General features: G+C 57.6%; 23 protein-coding genes. 7 read left to right on the forward strand and 16 right to left on the reverse strand.

Features of this window, described 5'->3' with window-relative positions; all coding sequences use genetic code 11:
- Nucleotides 1-57: 57 nt before the first annotated feature.
- From ACR0LY_RS10805 to ACR0LY_RS10820, 4 genes are all read left to right on the forward strand, one after another.
- Entirely contained in the window at nucleotides 58-1,230 is a 1,173-nt protein-coding gene (locus tag ACR0LY_RS10805; RefSeq protein WP_170349623.1) for an MFS transporter, read from the forward strand.
- A gap of 33 nt (nucleotides 1,231-1,263) precedes the next feature.
- Nucleotides 1,264-2,301 (forward strand): glycosyltransferase family 4 protein, encoded by a 1,038-nt coding sequence (locus tag ACR0LY_RS10810; RefSeq protein WP_170349622.1) that lies wholly within the window; start codon nucleotides 1,264-1,266, stop codon nucleotides 2,299-2,301.
- Between the two features lie 110 nt (nucleotides 2,302-2,411).
- On the forward strand, nucleotides 2,412-3,434 hold the full coding sequence (locus tag ACR0LY_RS10815; RefSeq protein WP_170349621.1) for an aspartate-semialdehyde dehydrogenase: 1,023 nt from the start codon (nucleotides 2,412-2,414) through the stop codon (nucleotides 3,432-3,434).
- A gap of 161 nt (nucleotides 3,435-3,595) precedes the next feature.
- Complete coding sequence (locus ACR0LY_RS10820) at nucleotides 3,596-4,513, forward strand: endonuclease/exonuclease/phosphatase family protein (protein ID WP_170349620.1); 918 nt, start codon at nucleotides 3,596-3,598, stop codon at nucleotides 4,511-4,513.
- 60 nt (nucleotides 4,514-4,573) lie between these two features.
- Here the strand turns inward: ACR0LY_RS10820 and ACR0LY_RS10825 are convergent, their stop codons facing one another.
- Entirely contained in the window at nucleotides 4,574-5,110 is a 537-nt protein-coding gene (locus ACR0LY_RS10825) for an SRPBCC family protein (RefSeq protein WP_170349619.1), read from the reverse strand.
- A 105-nt stretch (nucleotides 5,111-5,215) separates the two neighbouring features.
- The gene (locus tag ACR0LY_RS10830) at nucleotides 5,216-5,866 is read right to left on the reverse strand and encodes a carbonic anhydrase (protein WP_170349618.1); all 651 of its coding nucleotides are present in this window, start codon (nucleotides 5,864-5,866) and stop codon (nucleotides 5,216-5,218) included.
- Between the two features lie 144 nt (nucleotides 5,867-6,010).
- Here ACR0LY_RS10830 and ACR0LY_RS10835 point away from each other — a divergent pair, with 144 nt between their 5' ends.
- The 3 genes from ACR0LY_RS10835 (at nucleotide 6,011) to ACR0LY_RS10845 (ending at nucleotide 8,580) form a co-directional block, all read left to right on the forward strand.
- Nucleotides 6,011-6,400: a hypothetical protein gene (locus tag ACR0LY_RS10835; RefSeq protein ID WP_170349845.1), complete on the forward strand. Its 390-nt coding sequence runs from the start codon at nucleotides 6,011-6,013 to the stop codon at nucleotides 6,398-6,400.
- A 63-nt stretch (nucleotides 6,401-6,463) separates the two neighbouring features.
- A complete protein-coding gene (locus ACR0LY_RS10840; protein WP_170349617.1) occupies nucleotides 6,464-7,846 on the forward strand; it encodes a leucyl aminopeptidase family protein in 1,383 nt (460 codons plus the stop codon).
- Complete coding sequence (locus tag ACR0LY_RS10845) at nucleotides 7,843-8,580, forward strand: C40 family peptidase (RefSeq protein ID WP_170349616.1); 738 nt, start codon at nucleotides 7,843-7,845, stop codon at nucleotides 8,578-8,580. The genes ACR0LY_RS10840 and ACR0LY_RS10845 overlap by 4 nt, the downstream gene beginning before the upstream one ends.
- Here ACR0LY_RS10845 and ACR0LY_RS10850 read toward each other — a convergent pair.
- The 14 genes from ACR0LY_RS10850 to mutT form a co-directional block, all read right to left on the reverse strand.
- A complete protein-coding gene (locus ACR0LY_RS10850) occupies nucleotides 8,577-8,927 on the reverse strand; it encodes a DUF2794 domain-containing protein (protein WP_170349615.1) in 351 nt (116 codons plus the stop codon). The genes ACR0LY_RS10845 and ACR0LY_RS10850 overlap by 4 nt on opposite strands.
- Nucleotides 8,928-9,003: 76 nt before the next feature.
- Nucleotides 9,004-10,668: an ABC transporter permease gene (locus ACR0LY_RS10855; RefSeq protein ID WP_170349614.1), complete on the reverse strand. Its 1,665-nt coding sequence runs from the start codon at nucleotides 10,666-10,668 to the stop codon at nucleotides 9,004-9,006.
- Nucleotides 10,669-10,789: 121 nt separating this feature from the next.
- On the reverse strand, nucleotides 10,790-12,010 hold the full coding sequence (locus ACR0LY_RS10860; protein WP_170349613.1) for a phenylacetate--CoA ligase family protein: 1,221 nt from the start codon (nucleotides 12,008-12,010) through the stop codon (nucleotides 10,790-10,792).
- 19 nt (nucleotides 12,011-12,029) lie between these two features.
- The gene (locus ACR0LY_RS10865; RefSeq protein WP_170349612.1) at nucleotides 12,030-12,863 is read right to left on the reverse strand and encodes an ABC transporter ATP-binding protein; all 834 of its coding nucleotides are present in this window, start codon (nucleotides 12,861-12,863) and stop codon (nucleotides 12,030-12,032) included.
- A gap of 2 nt (nucleotides 12,864-12,865) precedes the next feature.
- On the reverse strand, nucleotides 12,866-14,095 hold the full coding sequence (locus tag ACR0LY_RS10870; protein ID WP_170349611.1) for a patatin-like phospholipase family protein: 1,230 nt from the start codon (nucleotides 14,093-14,095) through the stop codon (nucleotides 12,866-12,868).
- Nucleotides 14,096-14,159: 64 nt separating this feature from the next.
- A complete protein-coding gene (locus ACR0LY_RS10875) occupies nucleotides 14,160-15,443 on the reverse strand; it encodes an ABC transporter substrate-binding protein (protein WP_170349610.1) in 1,284 nt (427 codons plus the stop codon).
- A 73-nt stretch (nucleotides 15,444-15,516) separates the two neighbouring features.
- Nucleotides 15,517-16,593 (reverse strand): branched-chain amino acid ABC transporter permease, encoded by a 1,077-nt coding sequence (locus ACR0LY_RS10880; protein WP_170349609.1) that lies wholly within the window; start codon nucleotides 16,591-16,593, stop codon nucleotides 15,517-15,519.
- Nucleotides 16,594-16,596: 3 nt separating this feature from the next.
- Nucleotides 16,597-16,854, reverse strand: coding sequence for a hypothetical protein (locus tag ACR0LY_RS10885; RefSeq protein ID WP_170349608.1), 258 nt, complete (start codon nucleotides 16,852-16,854; stop codon nucleotides 16,597-16,599).
- Nucleotides 16,851-17,105: a hypothetical protein gene (locus ACR0LY_RS10890; protein WP_170349607.1), complete on the reverse strand. Its 255-nt coding sequence runs from the start codon at nucleotides 17,103-17,105 to the stop codon at nucleotides 16,851-16,853. Before ACR0LY_RS10890 ends, ACR0LY_RS10885 begins: the two co-directional genes overlap by 4 nt.
- Nucleotides 17,106-18,092 (reverse strand): branched-chain amino acid ABC transporter permease, encoded by a 987-nt coding sequence (locus tag ACR0LY_RS10895; RefSeq protein ID WP_170349606.1) that lies wholly within the window; start codon nucleotides 18,090-18,092, stop codon nucleotides 17,106-17,108. It abuts the gene before it with no gap.
- A 29-nt stretch (nucleotides 18,093-18,121) separates the two neighbouring features.
- Nucleotides 18,122-18,940 carry an ABC transporter ATP-binding protein gene (locus ACR0LY_RS10900; protein WP_170349605.1) on the reverse strand — a complete coding sequence of 273 codons (819 nt, stop codon included), beginning with the start codon at nucleotides 18,938-18,940 and terminating at the stop codon, nucleotides 18,122-18,124.
- Nucleotides 18,941-19,018: 78 nt separating this feature from the next.
- The gene (locus tag ACR0LY_RS10905; RefSeq protein WP_170349844.1) at nucleotides 19,019-20,962 is read right to left on the reverse strand and encodes an AMP-binding protein; all 1,944 of its coding nucleotides are present in this window, start codon (nucleotides 20,960-20,962) and stop codon (nucleotides 19,019-19,021) included.
- 389 nt (nucleotides 20,963-21,351) lie between these two features.
- On the reverse strand, nucleotides 21,352-21,549 hold the full coding sequence (locus ACR0LY_RS10910) for a hypothetical protein (RefSeq protein WP_480640896.1): 198 nt from the start codon (nucleotides 21,547-21,549) through the stop codon (nucleotides 21,352-21,354).
- 195 nt (nucleotides 21,550-21,744) lie between these two features.
- Nucleotides 21,745-22,143 (reverse strand): 8-oxo-dGTP diphosphatase MutT, encoded by a 399-nt coding sequence (mutT, locus tag ACR0LY_RS10915; protein WP_170349603.1) that lies wholly within the window; start codon nucleotides 22,141-22,143, stop codon nucleotides 21,745-21,747.
- Nucleotides 22,144-22,165: the final 22 nt, after the last annotated feature.

Here is a 22,165-nt window from a genome sequence, read left to right on the forward strand (position 1 = left end):
TGGCGCATCGTGACGTGCGAAGCATTTCCGCGCAGGCAGGGGTAGAAGGGACGAAAAATGAAGGCAGGTCTGGTGGTCTTGTGCCTGGGCTATGTGCTCAGCCAGTTCTTTCGCGCCTTTCTGGCGGTTCTCAGCGTTGATCTGGGCCGCGATATCGGCGCCACACCCGAGGATCTGGCCTTTGCCTCGGGTCTTTGGTTTCTGATTTTTGCCGCGATGCAATTACCGGTAGGATGGGCGCTGGATCAAGTCGGGCCGCGCCTGACCTCGGCCGTTCTTTTGCTGGTCGGCGGCGCAGGCGGCGCAGCCCTGTTTGCCGTGGCCCAAACGCCGTTTCACATCGCCATCGCCATGGGATTGATCGGGGTCGGATGCTCCCCTGTTTTGATGGCATCTTATTATATCTTCGCGCGGGAATACCCGCCCGCCCGCTTTGCGACATTGGCCGCCGTGATGTTGGGGGTTGGATCGGTCGGCAATCTGGTGGCCTCATACCCCACTGCGCTGGCGGTCGAACTGGTTGGATGGCGCGCAACGATGTGGGTGTTGGCGCTGTTTTCGGGGGCTATCGCACTGGGTATCTTGTTCACCGTGCATGACCCAAAACGGGTCGAGACCGAACACAGGGGGTCCGTGCTGGATTTGCTGAAGGAACCCGCGCTTTGGACGATCCTGCCTTTGATGCTGGTCGCCTATGCACCCTCGGGCGCCACACGAGGACTGTGGGCCGGGCCGTACCTAAGCGATATATTCAACCTAAGCACCACTCAGATCGGGACGGCGACTCTGATCATGGGCGCGGCGATGATTGCAGGCACCTTTGCCTACGGGCCGCTTGACCGGATGCTAGGCACGCGGAAATGGGTGATTTTCGGCGGCAATGCGTTGGGCACCGTGGCGCTGGTGCTGTTGTGTCTGTGGATCGACAACGCCGTCTGGGTATCAGTGGTTCTGATGGCGGTAATTGGATTCATAGGGGCCAGCTTTCCGGTGATCATGGCGCATGGCCGCGCTTTCGTTGCACCGCATCTGGTTGGGCGCGGCATGACCTTGCTGAACCTGTTTGGCATCGGTGGTGTGGGGCTGGCCCAATTTATCACCGGACGCATTCACGCGGCCACGGTGGACATCAGCCCGACCGCACCCTACACAGCGATATTCGGCTTTTTCGCAGTCGCGCTTGCTATCGGGTGCGTGATTTATCTATTCAGCCGCGACAGCATAGACTGATCCCGCCTCGGATCATCGGGTATGGAGAACTCAATGCAGGATATCGAAGTTCTGGCGCCGAACCTGAAACATAGTCTTTCGGGAGTGACCACAACTGTTATCCGGCTACTGCCCATCCAGGAAAAGATGATCAACATCCGCGCCACGGGCCCAGGGTTGCCAGATAATATTCCGCATATCCCCCTTTGGAAGACTCTGTTTTTGCCCAATCGAGAGCCCATCGTTTGGCATGCGCGTCGCAACACCGAAATGCTGATGGGACTGTTCCTAAGGTCCGTATTCCGCCGCAACTATAAAATGCTGTTCACGTCGGCCGCACAACGCGATCATTCGGGATTTACCAAAAAGCTGATCTCGAAAATGGATGCGTTGATTGCCACCACACCACAGGCGGCCTCATTCCTGCAACACCCGTCGAAGGTGATCATGCATGGCGTTGATACGCAGATCTTCCACCCGGCCGAGGATAAGGAAGCACTGCGCGCCAAGCTTGGATTGCCAACCGGGACGTTGATCGGGTGTTTCGGGCGTATTCGACCCCAAAAAGGCGTCGATCTGTTGGTTGATGCGGCGATCAAGGTGCTGCCATCCTTTCCTGATGCCAAAATCGTCTTTACCGGCAATGCCACGAAAGAATTCGAAGCCTTCCAGCGTGAACAGGAAACCAAGCTGAAACAGGCCGGGCTGGCCGACCGTGTCCGGTTTCTGGGCGAACGCCCGTGGGAGGAGATCGTCGAAACCTATCGCGCGCTGGATTTGTTCGTCGCCCCTGCCCGCCATGAAGGGTTCGGCCTGACCCCGCTTGAAGCGATGGCATCAGGCGTTCCGGCCATCGCCTGCCATGGCGTTGGCGCCTTTAGTGCGCAGATTCAGGACGGAGTAACCGGTCGTTTGGTAGAAAAAGACAACGTTGATGCGCTGGCCGAGGCTTTGCACGACATGCTGAGCGACCCAGGCAAAATGGCCGCCGCCGGAACCGCCGCCCGCCAGCATATCGAACAGAATTTTCGAATCGAAGGCGAGGCAGAAGAGATCGTCAAGGTGTATCGATCCCTGTTAGCGCAAGACTGAGGCCGGAAACGCCTCAAATCGCCGTCATCCTCGGAATAATGGCGCGATTCCTCTTTTTTCTTTGCTGCAACGCGGCTATGAACGCGCGTCCTTAACTTTGGAGACATGAAATGGGCTATCGCGTCGTAGTCGTCGGCGCCACGGGTAACGTGGGCCGCGAAATGCTGAACATCCTGGCGGAACGCCAGTTCCCTGTCGATGAACTTGCTGCCCTGGCAAGCCGTCGTTCGCTGGGGACTGAGGTGACTTTTGGCGACAAGACCCTCACGACCAAAGACCTGGACACATTCGATTTCACCGGCTGGGACATGGCATTGTTTGCCGTGGGGTCCGAGGCCACCAAGGTTTACGCCCCCAAGGCGGCCGCGGCTGGCTGCGTGGTGATCGATAACTCGTCGCTCTATCGCTATGACCCGGAGATTCCGCTGATCGTGCCGGAATGTAATCCGCAGGCGATTCACGACTATAAGAACAAGAACATCATCGCCAACCCCAACTGCTCGACGGCGCAGATGGTTGTCGCGCTGAAGCCGCTGCATGATCGCGCCAAGATCAAGCGCGTTGTCGTGTCGACTTATCAGTCGGTTTCGGGTGCTGGCAAAGAGGGGATGGATGAGCTGTGGGATCAGACCAAGGCCATCTACAACCCCACCACCGAGGTTGAACCGAAGAAGTTCCAGAAACAGATCGCCTTCAACGTCATTCCTCAGATCGACGTCTTCATGGAAGACGGCTCGACCAAGGAAGAGTGGAAGATGGTTGTCGAAACCAAAAAGATCGTCGATCCGTCGATCAAGGTTACTGCTACCTGCGTTCGTGTTCCGGTGTTCGTCGGCCATTCCGAGGCGGTGAACATCGAATTCGAAGAATTCCTGGACGAAGACGAAGCCCGCGACATCCTGCGCGAGGCACCGGGCATCATGGTGATCGACAAGCGCGAACCCGGCGGCTACGTCTCGCCGATCGAATGCGCAGGCGATTTTGCCACCTTCATCAGCCGCATCCGCCAGGATTCGACGATCGAAAACGGCCTGAACCTGTGGTGCGTGTCCGACAACCTGCGCAAGGGCGCGGCGCTCAACGCTGTGCAGATTGCCGAACTGCTGGGTCGTGAAGTCCTGAAAAAGGGCTGATAAACATATCGAATGTGCCATGTTGGATGACGTGGCACATTCCACCTCTGCCTGTTGACAAAGACAGGCTGGCTTGTCACCAAAATGACGCGCTTTGACAGCGGGACATGTGACACAGCAAACCACATGCATTGCCCCGAACAAAGCGACAGAGGCAGAGCATGCGAGTTTTGACCAAGCACAGGATTGTACGAAACCTGATCATAGGCTGCGCAAGTATGCTGATGGGTCTGGTCATTATTGGCTTTACAGGCCCCGTCATTGCAGCTGGGGATTCGTTCGCCCTGCTTCGCCCGCTGGCCGGCGTTCTGCTTTTACCATGCGCCGTGATTTTGCTGTGCATGCGCGCGCGTTACGTCGCTTTGAGCGCGATAGCCGTCGCCGTCCTCGCGATTGGGTCAATCGCAACCAGCTATGCAGCGCCCTCAGGTGATTGCAACGGTGCTTGCCTGACGTTGTATCAAAAGAACCTCATGAGCCAGGCCTGGCCACGCTATCCCTTGGCCGATGACATAATAGAATCCAACGCCGAGATCGTGACCTTGCAGGAAGTGTCCAGTCACAATCGCAAGTTCATGAGAAACATGTTCGAACATTACCCGGCAAAATCGATCTGTGAATTTCGCCCCGAACAAAACGTCGCCATCTTGACCACATTGCCAATTGTCGAAGGTTCCGAGTTTTGCCTGGAAGGGTATGGGCTTGTCGGGGTGCAGGTTAAAACCCCCGGCGGCGGTCTGGTTTGGGTTGTATCCGTACACCTGAACTGGCCGTTTCCTTACGACCAATCCAAACAAAGCCAAGTGATTGCTGATCGCATTAAGGAACTCGACGGGCCGGTTCTGATTGCCGGAGATTTCAATATGGTGCCCTGGGGCCAAAGCGTTCAGCGGATCGCGGCGGCAGCAGACAATCAAAGCTTTGGAACTATCTTGAACACTCATAACCTTGGCAGCTGGCAGATACCCTTGCCAATCGACAACCTGTTGTTCCCGAAAGGAACAACGGGAACGGTTGAGTTGCGCCCCTTTATGGGCTCCGACCACCTTGGAAAGCTCGCCCGAATTCGATTTGAATAATCTGCCCGACCGTTGCGCCGGGCTGCATAGATCAAAACCTGCGGCGCAAAACCTATTGGCTTAGGTCTGTCCTTCGACCAGCGCCTTTAGATCGCTCAGTCCCTGTTCGTAATCGCCGCCGACCCACTTATCCATCATCAACCCCATCCAGCGTGCCATCGGGTTCATCCCAAGATCGGATTCAAGCCCCCAAGTTACCTGAGTCTGATCGCCTTCGGGCGCCAGCTCAAACGACGCCGATGCCGTGCCCATCGGACCAAAATCCAGCGCGGTTCTGACGGTCTGATCCGGAACACTTTCGATGATTTCCTGAGTGCCGCTGCCGACTTGTGGATGCTCGGAACTCCAGCTCAGGGTATTGCCCACCCCAGCTTCGGGTCCGCTATAGGACAGTTGCGTTTCCGGGTCCCGCGCCAGCCAGGGAGACCATTTCTCGGTCTCTTGCATGGAATTCACATAAGGAAAGATGGCGCTGGCCGGGGCATCGATGGTGATGCTGCGCGACACGATCGCCTTGCCGGGCAGCAGGTATGAGACACCGATCAATAGCAAAACAAGACAGATTAGAAAAAGGAAAATACGTTTGATGACTCGCATATCGCGCCTCTAACCCAAACCTGGATCAGGCCACTATACCAAAAAAGGGCGCAGAATCAGAGACCTGATCCTCCGCCCACTATTTGCGCAACATTTCAGCGCCGCTTAGACGACGACGAATTTCTTTTCCTGCGGATCATAGCTTTGCAGCCCGCCTTCGCCGATATCGGTCCACAACCCATGCAGGCTGAGCGAACCATCCTGCACCGCAGAGGACACGAAGGGAAAGGTCATCAGGTTCTCAAGCGAGGCCACAACCGCCTGCCGCTCAAACTGACGCGCCTGTTCAACGCTGTCCTCGACATCGGCGACCAGGTCGTATTTCGGTTTGAGGATATCCATCCAGCGGCCCACAAAGCTTTCTTTGGCTTCCAGTTGCGGGGCCTGCCCCTTGCACATGTCGATACAGCCCTGCACACCACCACATTGCGAATGGCCCAGCACGATCAGATGCGCCACTTTCAGAGCGGTGACCGCATATTCAATCGCCGCACTGGTGCCGTGATGATCACCATCCGGTGCATAGGGCGGCACCAGGTTGGCAATGTTGCGGTGAATAAAGAACTCACCCTGATCGGCCCCGAAGATCGAAGTGACATGGACGCGGCTGTCACAACATGAAATCACCATCGCCCGTGGACGTTGTCCTTCAGTGGCCAGACGGCGATACCAGACTTGATTTTCAGAATATGTGGTGGCTTTCCAGCCGTGATACCGCTTGACCAAATAGTTCGGCAAAGGTTTGGCGTGATCCATTTGAAAGTCCCTGATTTGTTCGCTGGGGGCTGCTCTACCCCGAATTCGCAGAAAATTCGAGCGATTATCCCCCGCGAATGCAAGGTTTTGCAAAGGAATTCGCGGTCAAAGTCGGTCCATGCCGTGGGGGCACAAAATATTGGGGTGAATGTGGTGGATAAGATACTCACGCTTGAACACAAGGAAACCGTTCGTCTGGATCAGGACCGGCTGAATGGATTGTACCGGCAATTGGGCGACAAGAACGCATTGGACGTTTTGTGCCGTACGGTCGAGGAACTGGCCGTGCGCCTGTCGAACTGCGAACGGTTCTGGCGGCAACGCGATTGGGCCGGGTTGCGCAAATGCGCGCGGTCGCTGGTGGCGATCGCCGAACAGATCGGCATGGTCGCATTGGCCCGCGTCGCCGGAGATGTGGCGCAGTCCGTGGATGCAGGGGATGCCGTTGCCACCGGCGCCACCCTGTCGCGGCTGATCCGGGTCGGTGAAAACTCGTTGACGGTGATCTGGGATCAGCAGGACCTTTCGGTCTGACGGGGCTTGCGGACGGGCCGTGGGCGGCTAGGCTGGGCGCAAATCGAACAAGCCGAGATTTCCATGACCCTGTCCTTCGCTTCCTCTTCTGATCCATCGCTTCCGCTGCATGTCATCGCACAACCCGATCTGGAAGGTTGGCTGAGCGATCAGCCAGACCATATTCCAAACTGGGTCAGGGCCAGCGGGTTCACCGGCGCGCTGGGTCAGGCAGTGCTGATTCCCGGACCGGAAGGCAAACCCGAATTTGCGCTGGGGGGATATGGCAAAGCAACAGGCCGGGTGCGCAAGCGCTTTCCGCTGGCCGCCGTGGCCGAAACCCTGCCAGAAGGCACCTATCACATTGCTTCTGGCGTCCCATCCGAGGTGTTAGCGACCGAATGTCTGGGCTGGTTGCTGACCGGCTATGCGTTCAACCGCTATGCCAAGCAATCTCCGGCCAACGCCCGGCTGATCGCGCCCGAGGGCGTCGACGCCACGTTGATCGAAGTTTTGGCCCAAGCCGAGGCCCTGACCCGCGATTTGGTCAACACGCCCACCGCAGATATGGGTCCGGATCAATTGCAAGCTGCGGCAGAGGCGCTGGCGCAGGAATTCGAGGCGTCGTGCGACGTGATCCGCGGCGCGGCGCTGTTGGATCAGAACTTTCCGATGATCCACGCCGTTGGCCGGGCATCCGCGCAGGACCCCCGGCTGATCGTGATAAACTGGGGCAGTATTGGCCCCAAGCTGACATTGGTCGGCAAAGGTGTGTGTTTTGATACCGGTGGGTTGAACCTGAAACCCGGCAACTCGATGGGCTTGATGAAGAAGGACATGGGAGGATCGGCCAATGTGCTGGGCCTGGCCCGGATGATCATGGCGTTGAACCTTCCGCTGCAACTGCGGGTGTTGATCCCAGCGGTTGAAAATTCGGTGGCCGGAGACGCCTTTCGCCCCGGCGATATCCTGACCTCGCGCAAGGGCTTGACGGTTGAGATCAACAATACCGACGCTGAGGGGCGGCTGGTACTGGCCGATGCGCTGACGCTGGCAGATGAGGGGGAGCCGGATCTGGTAATCTCGATGGCCACGCTGACGGGTGCCGCGCGGGTGGCCGTTGGCCCCGATCTTGCGCCGTTTTACACCGATGACGACAGTGCTGCCGATGCTTTGGCACAAGCAGGCAGGCAGGCCGCTGATCCGGTTTGGCGGATGCCGTTCCATGAACCCTATGAGGCAATGATCGAACCCGGCATCGCCGATCTGGACAATGCGCCTCCGGGTGGGTTTGCAGGCTCGATCACCGCCGCGCTGTTCCTGCGTCGGTTTGTGGGCAATAGTCGTTACATGCATTTCGACATCTACTCGTGGCAGCCCAGCAAGGTCCCGGGTCGCAGCAAAGGCGGCCTCGGTCAAGGCCCCCGCGCCATATTGACCGCCCTACCCGAGATTCTGGGCTTATGACCCAACAGCGCATCATAACCCCCGTCGCTGACCTGTTGCGCCGCCCGGATGGTCCGCGGGACCGGCAGCTTTTATTCGGTGACACCGTCACCGTCCTTGAAACGCAACAGGGTTGGGGCCGGATCACCGCCGACAAGGACGGTTACCCGGGCTGGGTAAACCTGGATCATTTGGGGGCACCGGTGCCCGATACGCATTGGGTCACGGCGCCTGCGACCCACGCCTATGCGCAGCCGGATATAAAAAGCCCCGACCGGATCTCGTTGAGTTTCGGCAGCAGGGTTCAGGTTCTTTCGGAAAATGGCCGGTTTCTGGAAACTGAGCTGGGATTCATCCCCGCCGTTCATGCCAAGCGCAACGCCATCCACCTGACCGATCCGGTTTCCGTGGCCGAACTGTTTCTGGGCACACCCTATCTTTGGGGCGGCAACAGCCGGTTCGGATTGGATTGCTCGGGTCTGGTGCAGGCTGGGCTTTTGGCCTGCGGCACGCCCTGTCCCGGCGATAGCGGCGATCAAGAGCGTGAATTGGGCGAGGCCCTGCCCGCTGGGACGGAACCGAAACGCGGCGATCTGCTGTTTTGGAAGGGTCACGTCGCCTGGGTCTATGGCGAAAACATGCTGCTGCATGCCAATGCCTATCACATGGATGTGACGTTCGAGCCGATGGATCAGGCTATCACGCGTATTCTGGAACAGGGTGATGGGCCAGTGACCGCCCACAAACGGCTCTAATCAAGGTCGACCGAGCGAATCAGCTTGCGTTCCAACACCCTTAGAACCGTGCGCAAATCCTGGCCGCGTTTCAGGATGCGGCCATCCATGCCAACCACCGAATACATCCCCTGCCTTTGCCGCAGACGTGGATGTTTCTCGACCCGGTAAATCGGATGTTCTGCCGTTCGCCGAAAGATGGAAAACACCGCCATGTCGCGCAGGTTGGAAATTCCGTAATCGCGCCATTCTCCGGCGGCGACCATCCTGCCATAGACGGATAGAATATGGGACATCTCGTGCCGGTTAAACGCGACGGGCATCTGGGCCGAGTTTGCAGAAAACCGGCTGGGAGGCTGCATGTTCATACCCCAAGCCTTGCCGGAAATTGCGTTTGAATCAAGCCCAAGCACAACAGGATGTGATTTTTTGGTTCGCCCTGTGCTAGCGCCGCCCGACCTGACGGCAGATCAGAATCACCGGCAACAGCCCCACCGCAAGGATCACCAGCGAGGGCACGGCGGCACCCTCCAACCGCTCATCCGAGGCCAGCCGATACGCCTGTACCGCCAGCGTATCAAAGTTGAAGGGCCGCATGATCAGGGTGGCGGGAAGCTCTTTCATCACGTCGACGAAGACGATCAGCAGCGCCGTCAGCAGCGAGGGCGTCAGGATCGGCAAATGCACCCGTCTCAGCGTTCCCAACGGGGTCTGGCCCAGCGACCGTGCAGCGGCGTCCATGTTGACATGCACCGTGCTTTGCCCACCCTCATAAGCGCTGAGCGCAGCGGCCAGGAAACGCACCATATAGGCCGCGATCAGCAACCAGATTGACCCGGTAACCAGCAGTCCGGTCGAGATATCGAAAGTTTCGCGCATCCAAGCATCCAATGCGTTGTCGAAACTGGCAAATGGCACCAAAAGGCCCACCGCGATTACACCGCCCGGCACTGCATAACCCAGCCGCGCGACATAACCCGTCGTGGCTGACCCTTTGCCCGGGCGCAACCGCTGATAGAACCCGATGCAAATCGCCGCAAAAACGGTGACGACGGCGGCCGTACCTGCCAGCGTCAACGAGTTCTGGATAAACCCGATATAGCGCCGCGACAGCAGGTTCTGTTCCGAATCAAGCCCCATCTGCACGAGAATGAACACCGGCAGCAAAAAACCCAATAGCACCGGAATGGCACACAGCGTGAACCCCGCAACTGCAAACCAACCTTTAATCTGCTGTGCTGGCAGTGGGGCGTGGCTTTTACCTGCCTGGTAATATTTTGCCTTGCCCCGCCGAGTGCGTTCGATCACTGCCAGTAGCAATGCGAAACCCAGCAGGCACATGGCCAACTGCGCGGCGGCAGCGCGGTCTCCGATCGAAAACCAGCTGGTATAGATACCGGTGGCAAAGGTCTGAACGCCGAAATAAGCCACGGTGCCAAAATCGGCGATGGTCTCCATGATCGCCAGCAGGACCCCGCCGGCAATTGCCGGGCGCGCCATTGGCAAGGACACATGCCAGAACGCCAGCCAAGGGCTTTTTCCCAACGCCCGCGCGGCCAGAAAAGCGGTCGAGCTTTGCTGTAGAAAGGCGGCGCGGGCCAACAAATAGACATAAGGATACAGAACCAGGATCAGCATCACCGCCGCGCCCCCGGTCGAGCGAATCTCGGGGAACCAATAGTCGCGCGGGCCCCAGCCGGTCACCTCGCGCAGGGTGGTTTGAACGATGCCGGGGTGATCCAGAATGAACGTATAGGCATAGGCCAGAACATAGGCCGGAAAGGCCAGTGGCAAGACCAGTGCGATCTCAAGAAAGCGGACGCCCGGAAAGCGGGTCATCGTCACCAGCCAGGCCGCGCCCACACCGATGGACAAGGTGCCGATGGCGACCAGAACCACCAAAATCAACGTTGTCAGCGCATAGCCGGGCAGAACCGTATCCAGCAGGTGTGAGATCGTTTCCGTCCCACCCGTCACCGCTGCCAGCACAACAGCCATCATCGGAAGCAGACAGGCCGCAGCCACCAGATAGGCCACCACGGCCACCAGCCGGGTGCCAAACACGCCCCGATTGCGCGTTCCGTGTTCTGAGTATTCGATTTCGGCCATGTTTCCGGTGTTACAGGCAAAGAGGCGCAGGTTTCGCCTTTAATCGACTAAAATGCTAAGAAACACCAGTAGGCAGAGGAACAATTCTACGGCACAAACTGCCGCAGAACCCTTTGTTGGACTATTCGTAAACGCGTTGATCCTCGATCACCAACCCGTCCTTGGGCAGCGACCCGGGGGCCACAACCTCAATTGCGCCTTTCAGTTTCAGCACCTCAATTACGGATTTGGCATAGGTCACGTCATCGTCGCGTGGACTTTCGATCTGAACGGTCATCGTGTCCATTTCCCCCTGTCGCGCGGCGATGACACGGGCTTTGACGATCTCTGAATGTTTGTCGACCAGCGCGGCCACCTGTTCAGGACGCACGAACATGCCTTTGATCTTGGTGGTCTGATCGGCCCGTCCCATCCAACCCTTGATACGCAGGTTGGTGCGGCCACAAGGCGATTGTCCGGGCATGATCGCGGACATATCACCGGTGGCAAACCGGATCAGCGGATAATCTGGGTTTAGCGAGGTCACCACGACCTCACCCACCTCACCCGTTGCAACCGGGGTGCCTGTGCCGGGCGTGACGATTTCGACAATCACATGCTCGTCGATGATCATTCCCTCCATCGCGTGGCTTTCATAGGCGATATTGCCCAGATCGGCGGTGGCATAACATTGCAGACAGGAAATACCCCGGTCGGCATAATCCTGACGCAGCGATGGGAACAGCGCGCCACCACCCACCACGGCAGAAGAAAAGTTCAGCTCCACGCCCATCTCATCCGCTTTGTCCAGAATGACCTTCAGGTAATCCGGAGTACCCGCATAAGACGTACACCCCACATCACGCGCCGCAGTGACCTGCAACTCGGTCTGGCCGGTACCGGCGGGCAGCACAGCGGCCCCAACAGCCCGCGCACCACTTTCAAAAATCATCCCAGCCGGGGTCAGGTGATAGCCAAAACAGTTATGGACGATATCACCGGGTCCTACGCCTGCCGCATGCAGGAACCGGCCCATGCGCCACCAATCGGGATCAGTGCTGCCGGGCTCATAAATCGGACCCGGGGACTGGAAAACATGGTGAAAATGCCGCGCCGGTGTGACCGTGAACCCGCCAAACGGCGGCCGCGCCGCCTGTGCCTGCGCCAGTTCAGATTTGCGCAGCACCGGCAGTTTCACCAGATCCTCGGCCGAGGCAACAGCATTGCAATCAACCCCTGCCAGATGCGCCGCAAAACCGGGCGCGGACAACGCCCGCTGAATTTGAACACGCAGCGCCTGCGCCTGATCGGCAGCGCGCTCGTCGGCTGAACGGGTCTCGAGCGCGTCGTAGTAATTCGTCATGACCAGATCCTCCATCCGCTTACAGCCACCTTTTGCGGCGGCGGTATGAGCGCACGTCACGGAAGCTTTTGCGCCCCTCGTCGGACATGCCCAGATAAAACTCTTTCACATCCGGGTTTTCGCGCAGATCGGCCGCCGGGCCGTCCATCACAACACGCCCCGATTCCAGAATGTATCCGTAATGTGCAAACCGCAGTGCCACATTGGTGTTCTGTTCGGCCAGCAGGAAGGACACGCCCTCTTTCTCGTTCAAATCCTTGACGATGCCGAAAATCTCTTCGACCAGCTGCGGCGCAAGACCCATCGATGGCTCATCCAGCAGGATCGTTTCTGGGCGCGACATCAAAGCCCGACCCATCGCCACCATCTGCTGTTCCCCGCCCGAGGTATAGCCCGCCTGCGACCGGCGCCGTTCGGCGAGACGCGGGAAATAGGAATACACAAGTTCCAGATCCTGCTGGATCGCCGCGTTGCCATCCTTGCGAGTATAGGCCCCGGTCAGCAGATTTTCCTCGACCGTCAGGTGTTCAAAGCAATGGCGGCCTTCCATCACCTGAATGACGCCCTTTTCCACCAGATCGGCCGGATCGCTTTCATGCACGCTGGTGCCGCGATAGGTGATCGTACCCTTGGTGACCTCGCCCCGTTCGGACTGCAGCAGGTTCGACACCGCCTTGAGCGTCGTAGTCTTGCCCGCCCCGTTGCCGCCCAGCAAGGCGGTGATCCCACCCTTGGGCACGGTCAGGCTGACGCCCTTCAGCACAAGAATGACGTGGTTGTAGATCACCTCGATATTGTTGACCTCCAACAGGGTTTCGGCCTGTACATCGGTGGTTTGTGCCGCATCCAGCATCGTCAACTCCCGTAGATTTCGTTGATCTTGCGCTCCAACTCAGCCGCGGTCAGCCACGGGATGGGTTGAGAGCTTGTCATGTTCTTCCCCGCCTCGAACAACGCCCCGGTAATACATTTGTCAAACAGGGGTTCGGGGTTCTTGCAATTGAGCGCGGGCAGTTCAGGCGCAACCAATGCCTTAAAGGTCCAAGAGGGGTTCTGTTTCACAACGCGAAGGGTTCGATCGATCGACTCGCGAAATCCCTGATCGGTGACCAGTTGGAAATTCCGGCCTGCCAACGCGAGGATACCGGGTCCTGGGTCCTTTTCTGCGACAACCAGATCGCCGTTCACCAGCAAAGTTACCCGAATGTCAAATTGTTGGCCTGTGCGCTGCGTAGCTGTTTGCTGACCTTTAGCCAGGCCTTCCAGAAACACGTGCTGGCGCACACCTGCATCCGCATATAGGTCCCCATTGATCTTGCGAGGCGGGAACAGAACCGGAATGGCCGAGCTGGCCAGAACCGCCTCGGACACGCAATCCTCTTTTGTCGCGAAATCATCTGGGGTGGTGGCCAGATACTGACCGATATCCATGATGTCGAACCGCCCGGTTTTCAGATTGACCGCGCCGACCACCACGCTGTTGACCTCTTGCCCGGATTGGCCCGGATCGGCCCGCTCGGCGATACGATCCAGCAGAGGTTCGTCAATTTCACTTTCGACCAGCCGTTTCAGTTTTTTGGTGCTGAAGACAGAGCTGGCCAAAGGAATCGGTGGCACGATTTGCAGCGACAGCACATCGTTCAAATTGATCCTGGTATTGGATTTCAGGCGCGCGTCAAACGCCGATCCCGCAAATGCCAGAGGGGTAATCAAAGCCCCGGCGCTGGCCCCGGTCACGACGTTGAAGTCTGGCCTGCCGTTTTCTGTCCAGCCGGTCAGAACGCCTGATGAGAAGGCACCATATTGCCCACCGGTGGTCATAGCCAGAATTTCGACGGGAATGCCCCGCCCATCGCGGTCAAGGTTTGCACGTTGCGCGGCCTGACCTTCGAACACCCGGGCAAACAGATCCGCAGTCGCATCCACATTCGGCGCTGAGCTGCGCCCGACCACGGATTTCGCCGGAACAAAATCTCGGACAAGCCCGGTGCAGGTCGGCCCGTCGATCTCGGGCGCGCTGCACGCAGCAAGCCCAAGTACCGTACCCAGCACTATCCCTGTTCTTATCCGGAGAAACTCCAGCATCACCGCGCGTCCTTGTTTGGGGGATGGGGCGGCAGATCACCGCCGCCCCTGTTTTTGTTGTGCTTTAGTTGCAGCGCCCCTCGAGGTTGTTTTCCGACGCGTAAGCTGCGGAATCCTCGTCGATAAGCGCACCGATCACGTCACCATCTGTTGGTTTGAAGTCCGAAATCAGCGACCAGGTCTTGTTCGCCGCGTCCCACTGCGTCACACCAACCAGAGCGTCGCCGCCGTGGTTTTTGCACGAGACCGAGAAGGTCGGACCAAAGTTCGGCAGGCCCAGCTCAGCCATTTTCTCTTCGGTCATTTCAAGCGCTTCCATACCGTCACGCATGTCAGCCGGAGTGATTTCGGCATTGCCCGAAAGCTCTTGTGCTTTCTTAATGGCTTCTGCAGCCAGCACCGCAGCGTAAAGGCCACGGTTATACAGTACCGTCCCAACCTGATCGCCTGCACCGGCAGCCTTGCCAGAATCGACCACATATTGTTGCAGGTCAGCAAAGACCGGGAAATCCGTGCCCACATTGTGGAAGGTCAGCGCCTTGTAGCCATTCGCGGCCTCACCCGCAGGCACAACGTCATTTTCCGAGCCGGACCACCAGATACCGATGAAATTCTCCATCGGGAAGCGGATGTTTGCGGCTTCCTGTACCGCAACCTGGTTCATGACGCCCCAGCCCCACATCAAGACATAGTCAGGACGGTCGCGGCGGATCTGCAGCCATTGCGACTTCTGCTCTTGACCGGGGTGATCAACCGGTAGGGCCGCGAGCTCAAAGCCGTGCTTCTTGGACAGTTCTTCCAGCGTGCGGATCGGCTCCTTGCCGTAGGCCGAATTGTGGTAGACCAGAGCAATTTTCTTGCCACTCAGATCGCCACCGTTTTCTTCCAACAGATAGTTGATCGCACCTGACGCCCCGTCCCAATAGTTGGCCGGATAGTTGAACGTATGGCTAAAAACGTCGCCATTCTTAGCCGAAGTCCGGCCATATCCCATCGTGTGCAGCGGGATATTGTCCGCAGTCACTTTTGGGATCAACTGATAGGTGATGCCCGTCGACAGCGGTTGATACACCAACGCGCCTTCGCCCTTGGTGGATTCGTAGCACTCAACCCCTTTTTCGGTGTTGTAGCCGGTTTCGCATTCGACCACGCGGATCGGCACGCCGCCAATGCCACCATCCCGTTCGTTCAACAGAGTGAAATAGTCGTTATACCCGTCCGAAAACGGAATGCCGCCAGCTGCATAGGGCCCAGTCCGGTAGCTGAGATCAGGGATTACCAAATCCGCCAGAGCCGGTCCTGCGGCCATCAGGGCGCTAAGCGCCGCGGTTGCCAGTGTCAATTTCATCGGGTGTCTCCTCCCTTGGTTGGTCCGATGTTGGGGTCGGGCTTTGCACCCGTTATCTGATTGGGCCTGCCCCTTAGTGCGGGAACGGCCAGAGTCTGAGTTTCTCTTTCGCCACGCGCCAAAGCTGCGCCAGACCGTGTGGCTCAAGGATCAGGAACATGATGATCAGCGCGCCGACAATCACCAGCTGCAGATGCGCCACAATATCGGTGGGCCAGCCCAGCCAATCGGCGCCAACAACTTTCAGCACCACGGGCAGCAACACCAGAAACGCAGCGCCCGCAAAGGATCCGAAAATAGACCCTAACCCGCCAATAATGATCATGAACAGCACCAGAAATGATTTCTGAATGCCAAAGACCTCACCCACTTCGACAGCGCCCAAATAGACGGCAAAGAACAGCGCCCCGGCGATGCCCACAAAGAACGAGCTGACGGCAAAAGCGGTCAGTTTCGCCTTCAGCGGGTTCACCCCGATGATCTCGGCGGCGATATCCATGTCGCGGATCGCCATCCAGCTGCGCCCCGTGGTGCCACGCGTCAGGTTGCGCGCAATGATGGCGCTGACCGACAGGAAGATCAGGCAGAACAGATAGGTGGCCCAGGCCGGTGCATTCGGGCCGGTGATAATGATGCCGAACACGTCACGCTCGGGCGCGTTGATCTGGCCCGAAGCGGAATAGTTGTAGAACCACGGTACGCGGTTGAAAAGCCAGACCAGAAAGAACTGCGCGGCCAGAGTTGCCACCGCCAGATAGAACCCCTTGATCCGCAGGCTTGGCAGGCCGAACAGCACGCCGACAATGGCGGTGATCCCGCCCGCCAGAATGACATGTATGAACATGCTGACATCCGGGAACGCGGTCATCAGCTTGTAGCAGGCATAGGCCCCCACGGCCATGAACCCCCCGGTGCCCAAGCTGACCTGACCGCAATAGCCCACCAGAATGTTCAACCCGATCGCTGCAATCGCGTAGATCAGAAACGGCAACAGCAACGCATTGGCCCAGTAATCATTGATGAGGAACGGAATAATCCCAAAGGCCACGGCCAGCACGACATAGTACCGATACCGGTCGAACTTGATCGGAAAGGTCTGGTTGTCATCGATGTAGGAGGTTTTGAAATCCCCGGCCTCACGGTAGAACATAACTTACTTCTCCCACTCTTCCTGTGCCCGGTTACGAGCCTCGGCATCCAGTTGGTTTGTGCCCTTGGCGTATCCGCTCGCCTCGGAGTTGCGCACCAGTTTCATGTAGGCCAGAACGCCCGTGATCAGCCCGGCAAAAGCCAGTATCGCGGCCACGACCAGCTGGCTTTCGGTCAGATCTTCCGAGGTGACGGCGATATAGCCAAAGGCCCAGAACCCTGCCCATGCGATGACGTTGATGATGGCGATCAGTTTGGTCATGCAGCGACCCCGCGGCTTTTGACGTTCAGCCAATGCACCACAGCAGCAAAAGCTGCGTAGAAGAACAGCGAGTCCAAGGCTCGCAGATAGCTCACAATGAGCAACATCCTCATCTCCCACGCTGTATCGCCAGGCATCGCTATGCTTGAACCAGACAGGTTGAGTTCAAAGCAGTCACCAAGTGACCGCGCGAACCCATAGGCCAGCAATGCAATTGGCAACGTTTTGAAGAGGGGTTCCAGCTTATCCATCTATACTCTCTCGATAATTTTCTCACCGAAGAGACCTTGCGGACGAAACACCAGGAAGATCAACGCCAAAACGTAAGCGAACCAGTTCTCGGTCGCGCCGCCGACCAGCGGGCCGACGGCGAACTCGAACAGTTTCTCACCCACACCGATTATCAACCCGCCGACAATGGCACCTGGGATCGAGGTAAACCCGCCCAGCATCAGCACCGGCAGCGCCTTGAGCGCGATCAGCGACAGCGAGAACTGCACGCCCGACTTGGTGCCCCACATGATGCCCGCGACCAGCGCCACGAACCCAGCCACCGACCAGACCATGATCCAGATGAAGTTCAGCGAGATGCCAACCGACAGTGCTGCCTGATGGTCATCGGCCACTGCACGCATGGCCCGGCCCTGTTTGGTGTACTGGCTGAACGCCACCAAGGCCGCCACCAGCAGCGCCGCAATCACGGTCGCCACGATGTCCAGATTGTCGAGGAAGAAGCCATAACCGAAGATGTTAAAGGTGCTCTCATCAATCCACAGATTGATGCCCTGCGGCAGGCCCACATCCAGCGTCTTGATCTCGGACCCCCACATCAGGTCGGCCACACCTTCAAGGAAATAGGCCAGCCCGATGGTGGCCATGAACAGGATGATCGGCTCTTGCCCTACCAGATGACGCATGACGAACCGCTGTACCGCCCAGGCCAGCAATACCATGACACCCATGGTCAAAAGGATCGCCACAAAAGCGGGCACATTCCACCCGAAAGTATGAACGTGCGTGCCAAAAGTCGCGTTGATCACATGCGCAAAGGGCACCTGCCCGTTCATGATCCCGACCAGCGTCATCGCCGCAAACAGCGCCATAACGCCTTGGGCATAATTGAAAATCCCCGAAGCTTTGTAGATCAGAACAAAGCCCAGCGCGACCAGCGCATAGAGCACCCCGGCCATCAGACCGTTGAGGATGACCTCCATCGCGAATACGAGTTGTTCAGGCATCTGCGCCTCTCCCCATGTCTGTCCGATGCTCAGTCATGACTGACCCCCAGATAGGCGTCGATGACGTCCTGATTGCTGCGCACCTCATCCGGGGTGCCGTCGCCGATCTTTTTTCCATAATCCATCACGACCACGCGATCGCTCAGGTCCATCACCACGCCCATATCGTGTTCGATCAAGGCAATGGTGGTGCCGAATTCGTCATTCACGTCTAGGATAAAGCGGCTCATGTCCTCTTTTTCTTCGACATTCATGCCCGCCATCGGCTCATCCAGCAGCAGCAGCCTGGGTTCGGCCGCCAGCGCACGGGCCAGCTCGACCCGCTTTTTCAGCCCGTAGGGCAGGCGCGACACCGGCGTTTTGCGAATGTGCTGGATTTCCAGAAAATCGATGATCTTCTCCACCGCCTCGCGGTTCTCCACCTCTTCCGCTTCTGCCTTGCCCTTCCACCAGGCCTGCTGAAAAATGTTGGTCTTCATAAAGTTCAGCCGTCCGGTCATAACGTTGTCCAAAACGCTCATACCTTCGAACAGAGCGATGTTCTGGAACGTCCGCGCAATGCCTTGCTGCGCGACCTCGAATGGCCGCATCTGCGGGCGCTTGGCTCCGTGAAACCAGACCTCACCCTCCTGCGGGACATAGAACCCGGAAATCACGTTCAACATCGAGGACTTGCCCGCCCCGTTCGGTCCAATAATCGCCCGGATCTCACCCTCGCGAATATCGAACGAGATATCCTTGATCGCCACCACACCGCCAAAACGCAGAGTGATGTTCTTCATCTCCATCACCACGCCGCCGATCTTGCGGCCGTCTTCGGTGACATATCCTTCGGAACTATCCAGCATCAGTCACTCCCTGACCTACGCAAAAACGGGATGGCGGGCGGGGCGATGACCGCAGGTCGAGCGGCGCTCGGCGACCCATCATTCCGCAGCCACTTTATGTTGAGCGACCGGTACAACCGACGCATCTACGATCTCAAGCGTTGCGCTGATCGATCCCTTGCGGCCGTCCTCATAGGTCACTTCCGTTTTGGTCGAGACGGTCTCTGACCCGTCATACAGCGCCGCGATAATGTCGCTGAACTTGTCCTCGACAAACCCGCGCCGCACTTTCCGCGTGCGGGTCATCTCGCCGTCATCCGCATCCAGTTCCTTGTGTAGAACCACAAAGCGATGAACCTGACAGCCCGACAGCATCTCGTCGGCGGCAACAGATTTGTTCACCTCTTCCACATGCGCCTTGATGGTCTCTAACACCTGTGGATTCGCCGTCAGTTCTTGATAAGACCCGTAGGCCACGTTGTTACGTTCCGCCCAATTGCCCACTGCTGTCAGGTCGATATTGATAAAGGCCACGCAGCGATCCTTGCCGTTTCCGAACAATACAACTTCAAGGATGTCAGGATAGAATTTCAGCTTGTTCTCGACGTATTTCGGCGCAAACATCGACCCGTCGGCCATCTTGCCCACATCCTTTGCGCGGTCAATTATCCGCAAATGCCCTGAGTTCTCTTCGATGAAACCGGCATCGCCAGTGGCAACCCATCCCTCGGCATCTTTGGTCGAGGCCGTGGAATCCGGGTTTTTGAAATACTCAACAAAAACACCGGGCGAGCGATAGTGAATTTCTCCCTTGTCATCGATCTTCAACTCGACATCCGGCGCAGGCACACCAACCGTATCCGCGCGTACTTCGCCGTCCGGTTGCACGGTGATGAACACGGTGGCCTCGGTCTGCCCGTAGAGCTGTTTCAGATTGATGCCAAGGGATCGGTAGAAATCGAAAATCTCGGGCCCGATGGCCTCACCCGCCGTATAGCCCACCCGGAACCGGCCATAACCCAGCGTATCCTTCAGCGGGCCGTAGACCAGCAGATTGCCCAGCGCGTATTTCAACTTATCACCAAGGCCCACGGGTTTGCCATCCAGCAGCAAACCTCCGACCTTCTTGGCATGCGCCATGAAGTGATGGAACATGCGCTGCTTCAGCTTGCCCGCGTCCTCCATCCGGATCATCACATTGGTAAGCTGGGTCTCAAACACGCGCGGCGGGGCGAAGAAATAGGTCGGCCCGATCTCGCGCAGATCGGTCATCATCGTATCGGCGCTTTCGGGGCAGTTCACGCAGAACCCGCACCAATAGGCCTGACCTATGGAAAAGATAAAATCGCCCACCCAGGCCATCGGCAGGTAGGACAGGATATCCTCGCTCTGGGTAAGATGATCGAACTCGGCTGAATTCTTGGCGCTTTCGATGACGTTGCGGTTCGACAACACCACGCCCTTGGGCTTGCCGGTAGTGCCTGAGGTATAGAGCATCACGCAGGTATCGTCATAGGTGATCGCAGCGATGCGCTTGTCCAGTTCCGCATCGAACCGGGCGTGACCGGCGCGGCCTTCGGCCATAATATCATCCAGCGCATTCATCTGGGAATGGTCGTATTTCCGCATCCCCCGCTTGTCGGTATAAAGGATGTGTTTGACCTGGTGCAGGTTTTCCTGAATCTCGATGACCTTATCGACCTGCTCTTGATCGCCGCAGACGACGTATTTTGCACCGCAATGTTCCAGCACATAGGCCATCTCTTCGGCCACCGCGTCCTGATACAGCGGAACCGGAACCGCACCGACCATTTGCGCCGCGACCATCGACCAATAATGCGCCGGGCGGTTGCGACCGATCACAGCAATGTGGTCGCCCTTTTCAACACCCAACTCGAGAAACCCCAACGCGATGGCACGAACTTCCTTAGTCGTCTCAGCCCAGGTCCAGCATTGCCAGATGCCGAATTCTTTCTCTCGATAGGCCGGGGCGTCCCCGAACTGTGTCGCGTTTCGGTGTAGCAGCGCAGCAAGGGAGTGCATCCCCTCGGCGCCCGACTGCGTCTGAGCCAATCTTCCTCTCCTCCACATCCGGCCTCTCCCCGGGCCGGAAAAAGCGGACCCGAGGATCAACCCCGGACGCCAACGCCCGATTAAGGGACGCTTGCACGATCAGCGTCAACTTTTTCCTGATGTTTTCTCAATTCTTACGAATTGTAACAACCAAGACGTGGTGAAACCTGACCGATCTCGGGTGTGGAAATTGCAAACCTAAACCGAACGAACAGATAAACAGCTCTGACCTACTATCAAATGCTCTGATCGTCAGGAACGATTTGCCGCCGCAGACATCGGTCTTGCGGAGGTCTTCTAATGGCTAAATATTCTGGATTACCACATAAGACACGGCGCATTAGGCGCTGGTAAAAAATTCAGAAAATCGCGTGTTGATGAAGGCCGACAACAACAAAGGCCGACGCCGCAATGACCAATGCAGACGCTAAATACTTGAAACTTAGCTGTTTCTTTTCAGGCTTCATCGTCCATGTCGCCCATTTGTTTTGCAATTCATTGTTGGTGGAACTTGTATCGCTTTTCATAACATCACCAATCCGATCTGCGCCATTCAATCTGTGTAGCCGCCCCTGACCTTATCATTGAGTAATTCTGCAGACAGGCACCATTAGGTGTTTTCGACTCGCCGTAAGCTAACAGAGTTTGCATCAACAATATTAAATACAGAAGCAACGCGTTGTTCACATTGCATTCACATTCTCTTGGTTGAAAACGGAACTGATTTCGTTCCGACGTCCAATCTGACGGACTTACAGCCAGTCCCGCAAAATTGGGATCAGCGGCACATCCGCTGCAGGCATCGGGTAGTTTCGCAGCTCATTCGCGCGCACCCATTTCAGTGCCTGCCCTTCTTTAGACTGCGGGATCCCCTCCCACTTGCGGCAGGCAAACAAGGGCATCAACAGGTGAAAATCGTCATAGCTGTGACTGGCGAAGGTCAGCGGGGCAAGGCACGAGGCCCAGGTGTCGATGCCCAGCTCCTCATGCAATTCGCGGATCAAGGCGGCTTCGGGCGTTTCCCCGGCTTCGATCTTGCCGCCGGGGAACTCCCACAAGCCCGCCATGGATTTGCCTTCCGGGCGCTGCGCCAGCAACACCCGGCCCTCGATGTCGATCAGGGCGACGGCAGACACTAATACGGTTTTCATGGTCGCAATCCCGGACGCAAAA

It is taken from the genome of Ruegeria sp. BC5, assembly GCF_056539205.1.